Consider the following 17,114-nt stretch of genomic DNA (forward strand, 5'->3'; position numbering starts at 1 on the left):
GTGGGGTAAAGTCTGACCTTGACTGCTTTTAACATTCCATTATGTTAACACGGTTTACAGAACATGATAAATAATAGGGTGGTGGCATAGATTATTTGCAAAGTCGGCGGGGCATCGAACCCCTTGACTCGCACAGCGAACATCCCGTCGCTCCAGGTCGTACCATGTTTGGCGCGGGGCTTCCCGCGACTAAGCTAAAAGTACATTAGCAGAAACCAAGATAGTGTCACAGTCTTGACAAATTATCCTTTAATTGCGCTTCAGAAACCGGGTTTTTCCACACGCGGGTCCGATCGCACAGCTGCGTATTTTCGCCGGTTTTTCCCGGTTTCGCCGTCCGAGACTGCGGGTTTAAGAGAGCTGGCGCGTCCTGTTAATGTCGGGGCCGTTCGCTGTTTCTAGCGCAGCAAAAACTTGGGCGCAGTTAGCCAAAACATTTGGCTGCGGCCCACTGGGGAGCCGGTTTCCGGGAGGATTAAGCCGATGATACCTGCTTTTTTGAGAATCAGGGCATCTTGCGATCGAGCCCAAAGCAAAGTTTCTGCCCAGTGGCCTAAGTCTGGTTGGTGGCCCACCAGGGCCAAGGGTCGGCTACCTATTTCCTGCCACTGTTTGTACCACTCCAGCCACTTCCCGATGTCTCCTGAAGGTGCGAGGGCGCCGGATTCTTCTATTTTGGAACTCAAACCGACTGTTTGCAGGATTTGGGCGGTTTGCTGGGCCCGCCGCAGGGGACTGGTGAGAATCAGGTCAAACTGAATTTCGAGTTCGTACAGCCGCTGGGCGATTTTCCGGGTTTTACGCTCGCCCTCTTTAGTCAGCGGGCGTTCAGAGTCTGTATCGTATTCTTCGGGCTCGGCTGCGATACCGTGGCGGATCAGATATAAATGCACTGTGGCAGTCCTTTTTATCGCTGTGCGATCGAACTTATGGGTGAAGTTTGGCGCGATCGACATCTTTTGCCTATTCTACAACTGTATTGAAATCTGGCGCTGTCATCTCGTTGGCGCATCTGTAGCGATCGCGCCCTTGTCGCTTCGCCTCGTACAATGCTCGATCGGATGCGACGATCAGTTCCTGCGGCGATTTTTCGCAGCAGGGAACGATGGTAGCAATTCCCATGCTCACAGTCACGATCGAGCTGACATCAGATTGCTCGTGAGGGATTGCCAAATCTCGGATTGCCTCTCGGATCGACTCAGCAACCGCGATCGCCCCTGCAGCATCCGTATTCGGCAGGATAGCAGCGAATTCTTCGCCCCCATAGCGCACAAACAAATCGGTAGAACGTTTAACCCCTGCCGCTGCGGCTTTGGCGACTTTCACCAAACAAGTATCCCCAGCTTGATGTCCGTAGAAATCGTTATATCGCTTGAAATAATCTACATCCAACATAATCAACGAAAGCTGTTGTTCGCCCTGCATCAGTCGGTCCCATTCCGAGTGCAATCGCTCATCAAAACAGCGGCGGTTTGCTACTTGTGTTAACCCATCTGTCGTAGCAATTAATCTTTCTTGTTCCGCCCGGTGTCTGAGCATCTCAAGAGCCTGCTTGCGTTCTGTAATATCAGCAAAAGTCGTCACTACTGCATAGGGTTGAGACTGATTGAGATGGAACAGCGGCTGCGAATTCATCGAAATCCAAGTCAGGGTTTTATCCGGTTTGTGAACGCCCATCACCACATTTGATAGCGGTTTTCCCGTCTTTAGGGCGATCGTTGCCGGATGCTGTTGGCCCGGGAACGGTTCGCCATCCTCCCGAACGGTTCGCCAGTCTAAATCTACGGATGTGCGCCCCATCATTTGTTCGGCCGTCAGCCCGAGAATCCTTTCGGCACTCGCATTGCAGGCAGTAATTTGTCCGTCTGCTAGCTGGAGTACGACGCCTTCTGCCATGCTCGCAATCACAGAACGATACCGTGCCTCGCTTTCGAGCAATTGACTCAGGAGAACGTTTTTGGCATCAAACTCTGAAGCCAGATGCAGGCTGCTTGCCAGAAACCCAGCCATCAGTTGTAAGGTCTGGATATCTGACTCTGTAAAGCTAGAGGGTGTCGCTGAAACAACTTTCAAGACACCAACCCGATCTTTTTGATAAAACAACGGAACAACCACCATTGACCGGAGACCAATACGCTGACAGGCAGCCCGATCCACCCGTGCATCGGTTTCTGAATCGTCGCAAAGCCTGATTTGGCCGGTCGCAATACATTTTCCCGATAAACTTGTCCCTACTTTGAGCCGTAATCCAACATAGGCGGTGACGATACCGCTGGCTGCCCGATACACCAATTCCTCCCCTTCCAGGATTTCAATCACTGCGCCATCGGCGCGGGTCAAATCTTGAGTCCTCTGTGCAATCACGGCCATGACTGCATCGAGATTGGGATTGCCGATGGCGATTTCCTGTTGGGTGGCAATCACCCCAGCCAGACGCTGGAACTCTTGTTGTAATGCTGCTTCTGCTTGCTTGCGAGCGGTGATATCCTTCATAAAGCAGTGATGCCCGATCGCTCGCTCCTGCGAGTCGTAGGCTGCCAACATCACCAATTGCTTGTAACAAATCGAGCCATCTTTTCGGATACCGCGGGCCTCAACCTCGACTCGACCCTGGGCTAGCATTTTTTGATAAGCCGCCCTCATCATGTCGATATCTTCTGGATGAACTGTTTTCTGCCAATTCATACCAACCATTTCTTCAGGTTGATAACCCACTATATTGCCGTAGGCTTGATTAACGGTGATATACCGTCCGAAAATATCCAGCCGCGAGATGCCTTCGACGGCATTAGCAAGGGCTATACTCATTTCTCTGAGTTCTGTTTCGGCCTGGACAAGATCCGTAATGTCTTGGGATGTACCAAACAACCGAATGACTTGTCCCTCTGCATTGAGTTCGGCCTGTGCTCTGGCTTCGGTATGGCGGATAGAACCATTCGGGTGCACGACTCTGAGCCGCAATAGATAAGGCTCTCCGCGAGCGAGCGTTCGTTGAACTACCATGTCTAGCTGTTGGGCACTTTCGGGATGGTAAAGCCCTAGGTGTTCTTCATAGGTAGGTTCGCCCAGTGCCCTGGATCGTCCCATAATCTCGAATAGTTCGGGAGACCAGGTAATTGTACCGGCGATCGCGTCAAATTCCCAGCTACCGATCCGGGCAACCCGCTGGGCTTCTGAGAACCGGGTTTCACTCTTTTGCAGGGCTGTTTTTGTCTGCTGGCGGTCGGTAATATCCTTTTCGTTCACGACCAACATCGGCTTGCCTGTTACCGGGTCGTTGGTACACCGCACGTCTATCCCGTGCCAGCGAATTCCCGCCAGAGTAATCACTTGAGCGTCGGTGCTAAAGACCTCACCGGACTTAAGAACTGCCATTGCTCGCTCTCCTACCTGAGAGTCAACAAAGCGGCTCACAAAAGCATTGTCTGTCGCAGAGTGAGGCGGCTGGATATCCCCATAACAGCGCAAGGCCGCCGGGTTTTGCAGCAGCGGCACACCTTCGAGGGTGTACAGCGAAACCATCAGCGTGGTGTGTCGGAGTGCCTCGATCGATCGCAGGGTTTCCGGCTCGATTCGATCGGCGGTTTCGACCGTACCCTCGACCAGCATTGCCAAACGCCCGCTGTCAATCCTGATGCCAGAGCACCGACAGCGGACAGAAACAGGCTCACCGCCCGGGTAAAACTTCCACTGTTCGGGGAAGGTTTTGCCTTGCTCAAACTGCTGTAGATTGATCTGCCAGCGAATCCGAGTAGACTCTGACATATCGCTAAAGTTGCGACTTATGAGCTGCTGCTGCGTCGAAGCATTCCACAGGTACAAGGCGGCTGGGTTGGCCCACCACACTTGCCAATGCTCAATATCAAATATCCAGATCGGGTTTTGCAACAAGTCAAAGGCTCTGAGGTGGACAATACCCCCGCTCAGGGAACACGCAAACTCTGGTTGCAGGCAATTTTGATGATTGACTCTTGGCGCGCTTTCTTTGTTAATCGCAGTTTGATTTGGTTCTGTTTCGAGTTCCGGCGGTTGATTGAAAGGCATCACCGGGCGGTGAGATTCCAGGTGCCGCATCCTCAACCCAAGCTGCACTGCAACGTGTTGCAGGATCTGAACGTCGAGAGGTTCCCACTGACGCGGACTTTGGCATTGATGAGCAATCAACAGTCCCCAAAGCTTCGGAGATTGCTGCTGTTTGCCATCTAGCAAAATTGGCACAACTACATTTGCCTGAACCTGGATGCGATCGAGCAATTCGACATCACAAGCTTGAAGATGGTGGCTGTGAAGATCGCAAATGCTGCTCTTTTGTCCCTGGCTGTAACGCTCTACCCAGGTGGCTTCAAAGCAAGGATCGTAAATCTGTTTTCCTAGGATTTGCGGCCACTGGGCATCAACCGATTCAGCAAATACTACGCCATCTCTATGCGGTAGGAAGCGATAAATTATCACGCGATCGGCTTGCAGCAGCACCCTGGTTTCTTCTACCGCACATTGCAAAATTGTCTCCAGATCCCCGAACTCATTGAGTTGAAGTGCAATTTCTGAAACTTTTTCTATGATTTTCTCTAACGACCCAGAGAAAATCTGTTTTGTAGACAACTCCATGTTTCTTTTTTTGTCAAGCAATTTTCTACTATTCTAGCCCGCGAAAAATAAATATAATAATTTGTATTAATTCGTAGCAACTGGTTTTTGGTTGAGAAACGAAACCACATTTTATCTTTGGATAAAGACTTTTTTTAACTGCTACAATTCCTTTTTTATGTGACTCAGCCAAAAAATTATGTTTTTCCCTCTCTATTTTGCTTATTGTACGGCGCTTTTTTCTAAAAACTTATCGAAGTTCTCCGGCATCAACTAGAAATATTTGTGATTTTTTTAACTAAATTATAGGAAAAATCAAAAAAATCAGCCTCTATAATTATTAAATCTTAATAATTATGTGGTGGACTTTAGTAAACTAGATAAAACTAAGTTTTCCCCAAAACCTGGGGTTTTTACCAAAAGACGCGTTTCATCCCTTGACAAGAGTAAAAAAAACAGTTTCTTGGGTGTGTATTTTTGGGAAATTGGGATAACATTTATTATTGTTATATCAAATCCGCTGGGATCGTCCTGTATTCATCTCTCTCTTCTCTTCCTCTGCGCCCTCTGCGCCCTCTGCGGTTAAATCATTCCGAAACAACCGTAAACGATATTAGTCCTGGACGGAGCAACCGGGTTTTTTAACCCCCTTTCTTCCTTCAAACCCTCAATAAGAGTTAAACAGCAACCGGAATCGATCTAATTAATCTGCGTTAATCTGTGTTTATCTGCCTGTATCTGCGGTTTAAAAAAGAGAATGTATTGACCGCAGATGAGAAGGGATTGACGCAGATTCACGCAGATAAAGAGAAGAGATATATGAAGAATTCCCATGCTAACAGATTTGATATCATTCCTAATTCTCAACGCTGACTCTAATCCCACGATTGCAATTGCACAACCCAATGCTGCACGAAAGCAGAAATGCGATCGCGCCGAGTTTCAAAAGTCCGGTTGATGAGAGTTAGAGTGCGTCGATGACTGATTGTAAAGTTGAGATTTGGCTCGAAACGAGAAAAAAAACGCGGCCAAACCTCGTAGCAATCCGAGGCAGAACCCAGGCTCTTGCTGGAAGACAGACCGCATCTACAAACTCCACAGTTAATGATCGTAAACAGGATTGTCTTTAGGACTAATTAAATTCAGCAACTTTTGCTTGATCTGAGCATCGAATACTTCCCATTTCAGCCTTGCATAATCGCTGTTCTCATTCCCGGCGGAAAGAAATCCCACCGGAATTTCAAAACCTCCTGCTTGACTTCGGCCACCGCCAAAAAAGCGTCCTTGAGCATCTTGGCCGAAGGCTTCTTTAATAAATTCGTCGGGGTCGAGAGTAAGTTTATTAGTTCGCAGCGAGCCAATTACTACTTCAATCTCCTCATCTTTGTCGTGAACAATTGCGTAAACAACGGCTGTATGTACGTTCTCTTCTGTTACTAAAAAGTCCGCCGCTTGGGGAATAGAATCCCGATCGTCATAGCGGAGGTAGCCGATGCCGGCAATCGAAAAATTGTTCTGGACGGTGCGGTGTTTGAGCGATCGCTCGATCGCGTCCATCACCCACTTAGAACGAGACGACTGTAACACTGCATTCAGCAACTGCGGGTCGTAAAACCGGCTCAAATAAGCCGCAGCTAAAAAGTCCTCCTCCTGAGCTTGTCTGAGGGCGATCGTATCCGATCGCAAACCGTGCATCAAAGCTGTAGCGCACTTGACGTGCAGGCTGACGCTGCTGTCGAGAACTAGCAGTCCAGCCTGTAAATACTCGGCAAAAATCGTGGCTGTAGCGCGGATTTGAGGGCGCAAATCGATAAATTCTGCGTTCATTTCCCCCTGCAAATTGTGGTGATCGATGACGGAGGCGATCGGAACTCCAGCCGCTAAAATAAACTCGGTTAAGCTACAAGTCGTCCCTTGGTTGTCGATGAAAGCGCAGCCCTGAAACACCGACAAATCCTTAGTTTTTACTGTTTCCAGCGTCCACCGCTGCAACGGCAACCCTGTCAATTTAACTAAGGCAATATTTTCTTGGTGGCTGAGGGCGCCGGCGTAGATAATCTCGCATTGGATATCGTACTGTTCGGCGATTAATTTGTAAGTCCAAGCGCTTGAAAGTGCATCGGGGTCTGGAAAATCTTGCAGCAAGATTAGCTGGCGAGTGCCTTTGTGCCGATCGAACATCTGGCGCAACTGCTCGACTTTGCGATCGTGCAATTCCTCGCGGAGACGGCCGCGATTGTCTTCGGAAGCAACTTCGGCTTTGCTGCGCCGTTTCCCAGGCGCACTCACTTCGGCTACAACCTCGCTGCTGGAATCAAACTCAACTTTGCGGTTGCCAGATACTCCATCGGAATTGGTGAGGGAATGGTCTTTCATCGTTGCTAAAAATTAACAATTTAACTCTTGAGGGTTTGCGCGACATTCGCTCTTAAACCCCGATTCTTTGTAGAGGCCTCGTTGTCAAAGCCAATACTTCTTACGAGAAACCGGATTTAAGAGCGTAAATTCTATGTTTAAGTTTTTAACTCATGCAGAGAGTGTGCGTTGCCAGGAACGAAGCAATCTCAGAAATCAGAACCTCCGCAAAAAACCCCCGCGCTTGCGCTGACAGGGGTTTTAGAGGCCTATTACATATTTTTGCCATTCTTTGTGCATACCGCTCTTAACGTGTTTAGTCACTTCAAAATAAAGACCGCTGTGAGGTTTCCTCGGCGGATAGCGCAGCGGCATTCCCGCTTCTTTTGGCGTGCGGCTGCCTTTATTGACATTGCAGCGCACGCAGGCGGTGACGAGGTTTTCCCAAGTGTCGCCTCCTCCGCGCGATCGGGGAATCACGTGATCCAGCGTCAAATCGTCCCCGGTATAACTGCAGTATTGACAAGAGTGCGCGTCCCGGTGCAAGATGTTCCGGCGCGTAAGCGGAATATCCTTATAGGGAACTCGGACGTAATGCCGTAGTCTGATCACAGTTGGTAGCGGGAAATTTGGCGCAATAAATTTCCCGTTGTGTTCTACCTGTTCTGCTTTTCCTTTCAGCAACAAAACTACCGCCCTTCGCCAATTGGTGATGTTAAGGGGTTCGTAGGAGGCGTTCAGCACCAGAACATTGCCCATCGTTGATTATTAAAGAGAATATTTTTCCCGATAGTAACACAGGTTCCCATTTAGGTGGGGCGCGATCGCCAAGAGCAAGGATCGCGCAAAAAACGGTGAAAAACCGCACCTTTACCCTATACCTTCGCGCCTGCGCCCCCTGTGGCTGCACCTATTTTGTGCAGTCGGTGTTTGTCAGCGAGCATTTTTCCCTGAGTTTTGGCCTGGATGAGGCCAGTGTGCGATGGCAAAAATTTGCAGAATAAATTTTATTTTTTTCCCTAAATGCCTAATCTTCCCGGCAAAAAGCAGCCTAACTTTTTAGAGTATTAGTAACCTTAAATGAAAAAGCTTATTACTGCTCATGGAATTTCGGCTCTTAAAGTCAGCTTTTAGCGCGTCAATTATTGCCCTTGTTGCTCCGATTTTAGCAAGCAGTCCCGCCTTTGCCCAAACGCCTTCATTCTTCTGCGGCGCTGCTGGCGGCCGCCCAGCTACAATTGCTGTCCAACAAGGCAAAAATATTCCCGTTATTCTGTGGCTAGCTGATAACTATTTCAATGAATCCGGAGAAGATGCGATTACTCGGTGCACCCGAGTCTCTGGAATTCTCAACAACTCGCAACCGCAAGGCAACTGGGAGAATATTATCACATCAGGTGCATCTCCCAGCGGTCAACTAATTATTTGTGCAGCTAATTCTCAAGACGGTTCCTGTAGATTATTATATCAAGTACCCAAAGGGCAAAATCCCGAACAAGCCCGACAAGAACTCTTAAGAAAAGTCAAAAATCCTAATGTAAGTGTTTCGCCGGTTAAGGTAAATTGATAGTCATCAGTAGGGACAGGACTGAGCCTAAGTCCTACTTGCAGATTATTGACAGGACACAGTCCAGGCTAAGTCCCTATTTGCAGAGAGTTGAAACTCTTGTAACATACTTCGGTTGACTGGTGAAAAAATTGCAGCTTTGCTTCAGCAATTCTTCTAACCCTTCAACCTGCCTCAGCCAGACAGTGCCGTTGCTTCCAGCTACAGCAATTTGCTTTCCGTCTCCACTCCAACTGACACTAACAACATTCTCCTCAAACTCAAATTGAGCAACCTGCCGCCCCGCTAAATTCCACAGCCGCACTGTCTTGTCAATTCCCACTGTAGCAAGCCGTTCTCCGTCAGGACTAAAACTAATTGATTTCGCATCAAAATGCAAGGTTTGAAATTCCTTAACTAATGCTTTTTCTGACAGATTCCACAGCCCGACTTTGCCATTCAATGTTACTGTAGCAAAGCGATACTGGTGTGGAGCCGGACTAAAACTGATCCCAATTGCCTGAAGGGGCAGTATTTTTTTCAGCTTTCCCGACAAATTCCAAATTCGCACTGTAGATTGCCCATCTAAAGTCGTTAAAAAATCGCCCCTCGGGCTAAAATTTACGCTTCTCACTAAGCCCTTGTGACCAGGTATTTGCACGCTAGACGATATTAATTTTGGCAGTTTTGACAAGTTCCAAATTGCTGCATTGCTATCTATTCCTGCCGCAGCTAACAGCTTTCCTTCGGGACTAAAACTGATGCTGGTAACCGCGCCTTGAATTCCTTTTAATTGAGAAATATTTTTACCTGATAAATTCCATAATTTAACTGTGCTGTTTCTTCCTGCGGTCGCTAAAAATTTACCGTCCGGGCTAAAGTTTACCATATTAACTGACTGCTGCAAAGCTTTCCATTCAGCAATTTTTTGCCCGGAAAAGTTCCAAATCCGAACTTTATCGTCTATTCCTGCGGTTGCTAATATTTGCCTGTTTGGGCTAAAACTGACGCTGGTAACTGCACCTTTATGAGCTTGCCAATTTATCTTTTTTTTCGGAAGTAATGATGTGTTTATCTGCTGTGCTTTGCTAATTTTATCAAGAATTATTTGTAAGGCTAACAGGGGTCTAGTTGCCGGATACTGTTCTAGCTTATGTTGGTTTTCAACCAAGGTTTTTAATTTTTTCCCCGAGGCGATCGCCCTCAGTAAAGCTTCTGATAAAGCTTCGCTGTTTTCGGTCTTTTGAGATACCGCAAACAGTAAAGCATCGCTGCCATTTTGTTCGATTTCAATACTTGCTTGTGCTAGTCTAAACCGCTGGTAAGCGAGAATTGAAAAGCCGATCGCCCCCACTAAGGATGCTGCCAGTATTGCAGAACCGATGCCGATCCACTGTTTGGCTTTTTGTTTGGCAGATTCAGCTTCCATCAAAGCTTTTTCGCTATCACACACAGCTTTTTTGGTTTCTAGTGTAGCTAAATGCAGCAGTTGATTTTGCTCGCTCAAAATAACTTTCTGGCTGGCCGTCAAAAACTGAAAATCTTCGTTTCTCAAACTTTTTCCTGCCGCCCAAACTAATGCTGACTGCAAACTATCCCCTCGCAACAGTTGGGAGTCATCTTCACAGCTAGAATTTAGCCAGAGTTTGATAGCTTCCGAGTAAGGGGAGAGTTTTTCTAATTTTTGTTCAATTAACTCTTTGTTAAATACAGCTTCATAAATAGGATTAGAAATTGTTAATTTTTCCACGCGCTTAACGATTAATCCGCTCAATCGTAGTTCCATTTGTTCGGCACTGCCATCGGGGACAATTTCAGCTTGCTCTAAAATTTGCTGATACAATCCGAGTCTCCTGACAATGCGCTGGTTTTCTTTGAAAAGCCGATCGCGAATTGTGGACAAATGTTCGGGCACATCTTGAGTTTCCCAATTCTCCACGATTTTCAAGCGCACTACCTTCTCAACCCACTCTTTAGAAGTGTCAATTTGATCTTTTTCCCCCCCTTGGCAAGGCGCCGCTGGATCTTCCCCCCCTTGGCAAGGCGCTGCTGGCTCTTTCTCCCCCCCTTGGCAAGGGGGGGCTGGGGGGGGTAAATTAGGCGCCGCTGGCTCTTTCTCCCCCCCTTGGCAAGGGGGGGCTGGGGGGGGTAAATTAGGCATTAATTGTGGGTTTTCCAGCAGGAGTTTGCACAGCTTTTGAGTGAGGAAGGGTTGCCCGCCAGTCCAATACAATACTTCTGTCAAAACTTCCTGAGAGCTGTCTGTCAGCTCTGCCAACCCCGCTGCTAGCGGTTGAGCTTCTGTTTCGTCAAAACCAGTTAATTCGATCGCCTTGCCAATATTAAAAGGGGTATTGCTGCTGGCATTTTGCTCGCGGCACAAATCCGTCGGCGATGCTACGCCTAAGAGGGCCCAAGTTAGGCGATCGAACTCTGAATTGTTGGCGCGCTTGTTGTAGCACGATCTAATTAGCGCTAAAAAATCGTCGGCGGGAAAATCTAGGGCGAGAATGCTGTCGATTTCGTCAATAAAAATGACAATATTGCTGGAAATGTTGGTTAACAGTACGGTTTCGATGAATTCGCTCAATCTTTGAACCGGGGTTAAAAAATTGCGATCGCGCCACCAAGTCCGCACGTTGACAATATCCGACAGGTTAAAGTTATTTTCGAGAATGCGCAGCAAACCAGCATACCACTGTTCGGGAGTGACGCCGCGGTTGCCAATTTCCGAAATGTCGATCGCAGCACAAGCAATTCCTTCATTTCTCAGCCGCTGAATTGTCCGCACCTGCAAGCTAGATTTGCCCATTTGCCGGGAATTCAAAACATAACAAAATTCCCCGGCTTTCAATCCGTTATAAAGGTCGTCGTCTGCTTGCCGCTTCACATAATTCGGAGCGTTATTGGTGAGACTGCCGCCGACTTGATAGTAACTGGGTTTTGTGGTAAAATTCATAAAATAAAAAAGAACATTCGGCGGTTTAAACCGCTCAAGAGTCAAACGAAGTCCCTCTCTAAGAGACTAAAGAATCGAGTTGTTATTATAATTTTGTATGATTAATTGTACCACAATAAATGAATATACTTAATTAAATATCAGATACAAATGGCTAAAAAAGTTGCTATATGAGCATTTTCCCTTCTTCCTTCTTCCTTCTTCCTTCTTCCTTCTTCCTTCTTCCTTCTTCCTTCTTCCTTCTTCTTACAGCATGAAAACTGATTGGACTGGATACAACCACGACAAAGACCAGTTAAGAGCTGAAATTTGGTCTTTGCTGAAGCAGCAAGCGGCATCTATTGGCGATCCGTTTGGTCATATTCCCAACTTTGTCGGTGCACAGGTGGCGGCCGAAAGATTGGCAAATTTACCAAGATGGCAACAAGCAAAAACGATTAAGTGCAATCCCGATTCGGCGCAAATTCCGGTGCGGATGCGGGCTTTGCAGGAGGGAAAACTGCTGTATATGGCAGTACCGCGCTTGACAGACGATCGCTGTTTTGTTGAGTTAACTGCTGAGGATTTGCAGAGGCAAAATATATCAATTGACGAAAGTGCGATCGCCCGCAAAGCACTCGCTTGCGGAAAATTGGTAAGTTTTGCAGAAATGGAGCCGATTGATTTAGTAATAGTCGGCTGCGTAGCAGCAGGGCCGGGCGGTGGAAGAACCGGGAAAGGTGCAGGATTTGCCGATTTGGAATTGGCGATGTTGCAGGAATTCGGGTTAGTACAAATCGATACGCCAATTGTCACAACAGTGCATCCTTTGCAAATAGTCGAAGATTTGCGTTTACCAATGCAAGCTCACGATTGGGCGCTGAATTGGATTGTTACTGCTGAGAAGGTAATTGAGACTAATACAAGTTATCCGCGTCCAATTGGGTTAAACTGGGATAGTATACGGCCGGAACAGTTGGAACAAATTCCAATTTTGCAAAAATTGAGAGACTCGGCGATTGAAATCGCTCCTTGTCAAACGAAGTCCGCCTCCGCGGACTAAAGAAAAGAGCGGTAGTTCTTTCAATTTATCACTCCCAATTATTTTGACTGATTCAACTGGCTTGGCTTCATCCCTAACCAAATTTGTTGTCCCGTTTCCTTGAATGCAAGCACGACTACATCAACTGATGAACCAACTGCTGGATAATCAGATGGAGTCATATTACCTTCATCTTTGAAATCTGGGATTTGAACAATACCCGTAAACTTTATCCCTGGAAGGGCAACGAATATCCCAAAAGCAAAATGATGGGTGACTACTCCTTTCAATTTAGTTGCAACTTTTAGAGACTCTTTTATTTTGTCCCATGATTGCTGGTCAATCATTTTATTTTATAAGCCTCCTACTTGCATCATTTAATTAGTAAGGTGCGTCAGATCCTAAACTTTGAATAATCGCCCTAACTAAAACTTTGTCTGACGCAGCCTACAAGTTAAACGAACCGCGAAGGCGCGAAGGACGCAAAGTAAGAAAGAAGAAGAAGAGGAAGAAGGTAATTTCATAATCTATCTACTTTGTGGTGAACACGCGCCATGCAATGAAAGCAGTAAAACCTAGATAACCAAACACGGTTATCCAATCTAGCCAATTATCGGAAGTTATCAAAAAAATATCGTTCATGGGTATCATTCACCTGATTATTAATTACATAAATTATACCAAATCCTCGTTAGTTATCCCCATCTCTCTCTTCTGGAGACTCTGCGTACTCTGCGTCCTCTGCGGTTAAATCATTCCGATGGAACCGCTATTGAGATGACTGGCTTTTTGGGAAAATTATATTAAGTTTTTTTCAGATTTGCCGTATGCTTCGTCAAGAAATTTAACAGTGCTTCTACCTGTGGGGATGGCTGTAAACAGGCGTAAGAATAGCTATACAAACCTCTGCAAATCAGAGATAACCGCGTTGGGAAATCAAGCACTGAGGGGATATCGACAATCACATCATCAACTGGTGGAATATCCCTCGCTGACAATATACGGCATAGCTAATTCGAGGCGATTTAGCCCGACTGCTGCTGTGGCTTCCCCAGTGAAAAACGTATTGATTCCAGCACGATAGAGTAGCAGCTTGTGTAGGTAAAGCCCGGATATCTTCCAAGGCAAATTTAGTAGCTTTTGTCTTGAGATTTTTGATGGCTTCAGCATACTCGGGAGCGCGGTTTGCCGGAATCATGTACATACATCAATTGAGGGGATTGGCCTCAGTAATTGTCACCCAGAGTGTAAGCACTGTCGGCATACCGTTGGAGTCTACAGTATTTTCGTACTCGGCGTCGCGGTGAGGCTCAAATCCTTTGCCGCTGTCAGAAGTTTCTATGTAATAAACCCAAAAATTTGGAACTAGCTTGTTGCCGTTTCCCAAAATTCCTGTCAAGGTTGAGTTAAAGTAACCAAATGCTTGATAGAAGATATCGTAGACGAGGGCAAACATTGTCGGAAACCCTGCTTTTCGGACATTTTCTATACAGTCGCGCATCTCCTGAATAGTAGCAGCAGGTATTACGCTAGGTGTTTGGAAATAGCCTTCTTCTCGCAGTTGCAGCCTGTACTCGTCAATTTCTGCTTTTTGGATTCCCGACACTTCTGAAAAGCCTTCAAATTGTCGCTCGGAAATAGTTGAATTGGGGTTGAGCTCGCGCCAGTAGTTAATATCTTCTGCTTGTGGCAGAAGTGGAATTAATTTATCTAAGTCAAGAGACTTTCTCAGGGTGACGTTTTCTTCAATCATCGATCCTATTTTACGTTGATACTGCACAGGGGAAAGCCGGATCGCTCTTTGCGCTATTTGTGCTGCTGTTTCCCCCTACTGCTGATTCTAGGTCATTAACGAGCTAAAATCTACAATTAATTAACTCCCCAATTAGTTTTAAAATATTGTCGATACAGTTCGCATCTCGGCACGCACTCGTTACCATGCAATTTCACCAACCCCAAACTGTCTAATTTAAACGCCTGCATTGCCTTTAATTGCACCGGAGAATCCGCCGCCACAATCTCTCTCATCCCCTGCGCCAACTCTGGATATTCTTCTAAATTCCACAATTGCCGGCGCAAATGGTCGCTGTAAATTCCCGCATCTGCGATCGCAGTTTCTTTTAATTCATCTAGTGTCAAATCCGAACGCGAAATGTGATATAATGCAACTCGCACTAAATACGGATGACCGCCGACAATTGCCATCAATTTTTCAACTTCTGCATCCGACCAATTCAAGTTGTGGCGCGCTGCTAAATCTTGTATTTGCTGAGAGTTGAATTCGGGCAAATCTACGGGCAGTCCGACGTTGAAAGGCGATTGATTGATGTTCATCGGGATGTAAACTTCGGTGGAGTGAACTACAATTAATCGCAGTTTTTTCCAGATGTCGCGCCGCTTCGATTCTTCGTGCCACGCCCGCAGCAGTCCTAAAAAGTCTTCGGCAATGTCGGGATATTGAAAAACGCGATCGATCTCGTCTAATCCTAAAATTAAAGGACTGTCGATTTGCGGTAAAATATATTTTTCAAAGTAATCTTTGCAGTTGACTTTGCTGCCAAAAATCTCGTCCCAATAATCGTCTAATTGATTGGGTAAGTGCAACTCGCGGCCGACGTAAGCGCAAAACCACTTTAAGAATTTATCTAAGTTGGCAAATACGCCTTTATCTACTAACTGAAAAGTTAGGGGCACGGTGCAATAACCTTGACGGGCTCCGTGATGCAAAATTCTTGCCATCAAGGAAGTTTTGCCCATTTGTCTCGGTGCTTTGATTCTAATTAACGCGCTGGGCTGCACAATAGTTTGATAGCAGCGTTCTTCGATGGGCGGGCGTTCTACATAAAATTGAGAAGCGACATCGACTTGTCCTCCCGGTAATTCGGGTTCGGCGGCGGGTAGAGGTATTTCGTCGCTGCTAATTTCTAATAGCTGTTTTTGTGTTAAATCTTCCGTTTGTTCTGTGACTGATCCGGGTTTTTCGGCGAGCAAATTCACAACTTCTTCGATAATAATTGGAGTGTCGGCGGTGGTTTTCCATTCCCTCTGTTTGATGCGGTACAGATAGCCCCGCAAGTCGTGATTTAGAGGCGCGTTCAGGGGAAAGCCGACGCGGATGGGGAGAATTATGGGTTTTCTGTCTGGGCGGGAGTCTTGTAGTTCTTTTGCTTGCTGAACTTGATATGTTAGTAGTTCGCTTTGGTTTCCCGTTGGCGGCAACAGTAGCAGCAAATAATCGCATTCTTGGAGGAAGAAATTAATGCGGTCAAACCAATTATCTCCCAATCTAATGTTATTTTCGGCTGTGAAAACTGTATGACCGATCGCGCTTAAGGCCGTTTCTAACTGTTTTCCCAACTCGCGATCGGGTTCTGCGCTGCGATAACTGACAAATATTTTAACAATTCTGCTGCTGGTCGCTGTTTCCCCCGCAGCCGGCCAATTTTCGGGCTCGTCAAAATTTTCCGCTTCCTCAAGTTTAGCCGATCGGTGGTCGCCATTCGCCAGAGTCATCTCAAAAGCCGCGAACAACTGCCGAATTTTACTCAAATCCGCACCTTCTCTACCCTGCTTAATTTTGCTGACTGTATCGGCACCGACGCCAGACTCAGCCTCGATTTCAGTCAGAGTACCTCTAATGTTATATCGGTCTGACCATTCTTGGAGCGCCTCGTTAAGTTTCTTTAAGCCAGAGGCAGTGAGAATGCGACCGCGATCGCGTTTTGACTTAAGCACTTCGCTTGCACTGAAAGGGAAAGGAATCTAGGAACTTTAACGCCTTAAGTTCCTATTTTAGGCGATTTTAAGGGAGATAGTCAGCCAGCCGGAATTTAAGAAATTATACGACCAGAGTTTTTTTTGGCGATCGACTCCTGAAACTCTTTCCGGATAACGGCTTCAACTGTTGAAGATATATTAGGAGCACAAATTTTTCTTAACTCCCCAATCTCCCCCGCTAATGACCGCTTAACTTTTTAGAGTAGATACACCCAGCAAAAAAGGAGCAGCAAAATGAGCAAAATCTTACACAGGCTGGCAATGGCAGCTTTAGGAACCGCCGCCATTTCCACAATTAATACACTTAATAATTTAACAGAAGCATCAGCTACTGCAAAATTTGAGGGCGCAGAAATTAATCAAGAGGGAGTTGGGTCAGTTGCATTACCTAGCCCGTTCAATAAATAGTCCAATTCATTCATTTAATTAGGAAGAAATTATGAAATCTACACTTTACTCACCTACAGCTACCGCGGCAAAATCTGACTTGGTTGATGCTGAGGCGATCGATGCTTGTACTGCACTTGCGTGGGTTGAATTGGTAGCATTAGATGCCAGCGATCTCACGGGGGATGATTGGCTGGCTTTGTGCGATGATATAGATAGCGGGGAAATCTACCGCTGCTGGTTTTTGTGGCGCGATCGCGAAGTTAGCGGTAATTGGGAAGCTTACGATCCTTTGAGCGATCGCCGATTTGTTGCTAAAGGAAAAGTGTTTCTCAAAGCCGCGATCGACTCGCTCGAAGATGCTAGAAATCGGGATCTCGCACAACTTTAATTCACCTAAGGCGAATACAATTAGCGCCGATAAAACAAGAACTCGCCGAAGAGAATTTACGGCTACACAAACTTTCGTCCCCCTGCGCGAG

The 17,114-nt window shown here is 46.6% G+C and carries 13 protein-coding genes; 4 read left to right on the plus strand and 9 right to left on the minus strand.

The genetic code is table 11. From position 1 onward, the window contains the following. Positions 1 to 398 precede the first annotated feature (398 nt). The 4 genes from sixA to QUB61_RS25085 form a co-directional block, all read right to left on the minus strand. Positions 399 to 893 (minus strand): phosphohistidine phosphatase SixA, encoded by a 495-nt coding sequence (gene sixA, locus QUB61_RS25070; protein ID WP_333132869.1) that lies wholly within the window; start codon positions 891 to 893, stop codon positions 399 to 401. 70 nt (positions 894 to 963) lie between these two features. After that, on the minus strand, positions 964 to 4,608 hold the full coding sequence (locus tag QUB61_RS25075) for a diguanylate cyclase domain-containing protein (protein WP_333132868.1): 3,645 nt from the start codon (positions 4,606 to 4,608) through the stop codon (positions 964 to 966). A gap of 1,080 nt (positions 4,609 to 5,688) precedes the next feature. Continuing rightward, the gene (locus QUB61_RS25080; protein ID WP_333132867.1) at positions 5,689 to 6,963 is read right to left on the minus strand and encodes a bifunctional oligoribonuclease/PAP phosphatase NrnA; all 1,275 of its coding nucleotides are present in this window, start codon (positions 6,961 to 6,963) and stop codon (positions 5,689 to 5,691) included. 240 nt (positions 6,964 to 7,203) lie between these two features. Next, entirely contained in the window at positions 7,204 to 7,701 is a 498-nt protein-coding gene (locus QUB61_RS25085; RefSeq protein ID WP_333132866.1) for an HNH endonuclease, read from the minus strand. Positions 7,702 to 8,044: 343 nt separating this feature from the next. Here QUB61_RS25085 and QUB61_RS25090 point away from each other — a divergent pair, with 343 nt between their 5' ends. Then, complete coding sequence (locus QUB61_RS25090; RefSeq protein ID WP_333132865.1) at positions 8,045 to 8,509, plus strand: COP23 domain-containing protein; 465 nt, start codon at positions 8,045 to 8,047, stop codon at positions 8,507 to 8,509. Positions 8,510 to 8,585: 76 nt separating this feature from the next. Here the strand turns inward: QUB61_RS25090 and QUB61_RS25095 are convergent, their stop codons facing one another. Next, positions 8,586 to 11,447: an AAA-like domain-containing protein gene (locus tag QUB61_RS25095; protein WP_333132864.1), complete on the minus strand. Its 2,862-nt coding sequence runs from the start codon at positions 11,445 to 11,447 to the stop codon at positions 8,586 to 8,588. A 253-nt stretch (positions 11,448 to 11,700) separates the two neighbouring features. Here QUB61_RS25095 and QUB61_RS25100 point away from each other — a divergent pair, with 253 nt between their 5' ends. Further along, positions 11,701 to 12,489, plus strand: coding sequence for a 5-formyltetrahydrofolate cyclo-ligase (locus QUB61_RS25100; RefSeq protein ID WP_333132863.1), 789 nt, complete (start codon positions 11,701 to 11,703; stop codon positions 12,487 to 12,489). Between the two features lie 38 nt (positions 12,490 to 12,527). On the opposite strand, the gene QUB61_RS25105 is transcribed toward QUB61_RS25100, so the two are convergent. From QUB61_RS25105 to QUB61_RS25120, 4 genes are all read right to left on the minus strand, one after another. Then, positions 12,528 to 12,815, minus strand: coding sequence for a S1 RNA-binding domain-containing protein (locus tag QUB61_RS25105; protein ID WP_333132862.1), 288 nt, complete (start codon positions 12,813 to 12,815; stop codon positions 12,528 to 12,530). Between the two features lie 614 nt (positions 12,816 to 13,429). Further along, positions 13,430 to 13,672: a hypothetical protein gene (locus QUB61_RS25110; protein WP_333190165.1), complete on the minus strand. Its 243-nt coding sequence runs from the start codon at positions 13,670 to 13,672 to the stop codon at positions 13,430 to 13,432. A 3-nt stretch (positions 13,673 to 13,675) separates the two neighbouring features. Next, positions 13,676 to 14,221, minus strand: coding sequence for a hypothetical protein (locus tag QUB61_RS25115; protein WP_333132860.1), 546 nt, complete (start codon positions 14,219 to 14,221; stop codon positions 13,676 to 13,678). A gap of 116 nt (positions 14,222 to 14,337) precedes the next feature. Next, positions 14,338 to 16,203 (minus strand): AAA-like domain-containing protein, encoded by a 1,866-nt coding sequence (locus QUB61_RS25120; protein WP_333132859.1) that lies wholly within the window; start codon positions 16,201 to 16,203, stop codon positions 14,338 to 14,340. A gap of 276 nt (positions 16,204 to 16,479) precedes the next feature. On the opposite strand from QUB61_RS25120, the gene QUB61_RS25125 reads away from it, so the two are divergent. After that, positions 16,480 to 16,653: a hypothetical protein gene (locus tag QUB61_RS25125; RefSeq protein ID WP_333132858.1), complete on the plus strand. Its 174-nt coding sequence runs from the start codon at positions 16,480 to 16,482 to the stop codon at positions 16,651 to 16,653. Positions 16,654 to 16,684: 31 nt separating this feature from the next. Next, complete coding sequence (locus QUB61_RS25130; protein WP_333132857.1) at positions 16,685 to 17,023, plus strand: hypothetical protein; 339 nt, start codon at positions 16,685 to 16,687, stop codon at positions 17,021 to 17,023. The last annotated feature ends 91 nt before the right edge of the window (positions 17,024 to 17,114 follow it).

This window comes from Microcoleus sp. C2D2 (assembly GCF_036702495.1).
Lineage (GTDB): Bacteria > Cyanobacteriota > Cyanobacteriia > Cyanobacteriales > Microcoleaceae > Microcoleus.

Coding starts and splice junctions, on each gene's coding strand:
- QUB61_RS25095 (WP_333132864.1), bottom strand. CDS start 11,447: ATGAATTTTACCACAAAACCCAGTTACTATCAAGTCGGCGGCAGTCTC.
- QUB61_RS25110 (WP_333190165.1), bottom strand. CDS start 13,672: ATGTACATGATTCCGGCAAACCGCGCTCCCGAGTATGCTGAAGCCATC.
- QUB61_RS25090 (WP_333132865.1), top strand. CDS start 8,045: ATGGAATTTCGGCTCTTAAAGTCAGCTTTTAGCGCGTCAATTATTGCC.
- QUB61_RS25085 (WP_333132866.1), bottom strand. CDS start 7,701: ATGGGCAATGTTCTGGTGCTGAACGCCTCCTACGAACCCCTTAACATC.
- QUB61_RS25080 (WP_333132867.1), bottom strand. CDS start 6,963: ATGAAAGACCATTCCCTCACCAATTCCGATGGAGTATCTGGCAACCGC.
- QUB61_RS25100 (WP_333132863.1), top strand. CDS start 11,701: ATGAAAACTGATTGGACTGGATACAACCACGACAAAGACCAGTTAAGA.
- QUB61_RS25125 (WP_333132858.1), top strand. CDS start 16,480: ATGAGCAAAATCTTACACAGGCTGGCAATGGCAGCTTTAGGAACCGCC.
- QUB61_RS25075 (WP_333132868.1), bottom strand. CDS start 4,608: ATGGAGTTGTCTACAAAACAGATTTTCTCTGGGTCGTTAGAGAAAATC.
- QUB61_RS25130 (WP_333132857.1), top strand. CDS start 16,685: ATGAAATCTACACTTTACTCACCTACAGCTACCGCGGCAAAATCTGAC.
- QUB61_RS25105 (WP_333132862.1), bottom strand. CDS start 12,815: ATGATTGACCAGCAATCATGGGACAAAATAAAAGAGTCTCTAAAAGTT.
- QUB61_RS25115 (WP_333132860.1), bottom strand. CDS start 14,221: ATGATTGAAGAAAACGTCACCCTGAGAAAGTCTCTTGACTTAGATAAA.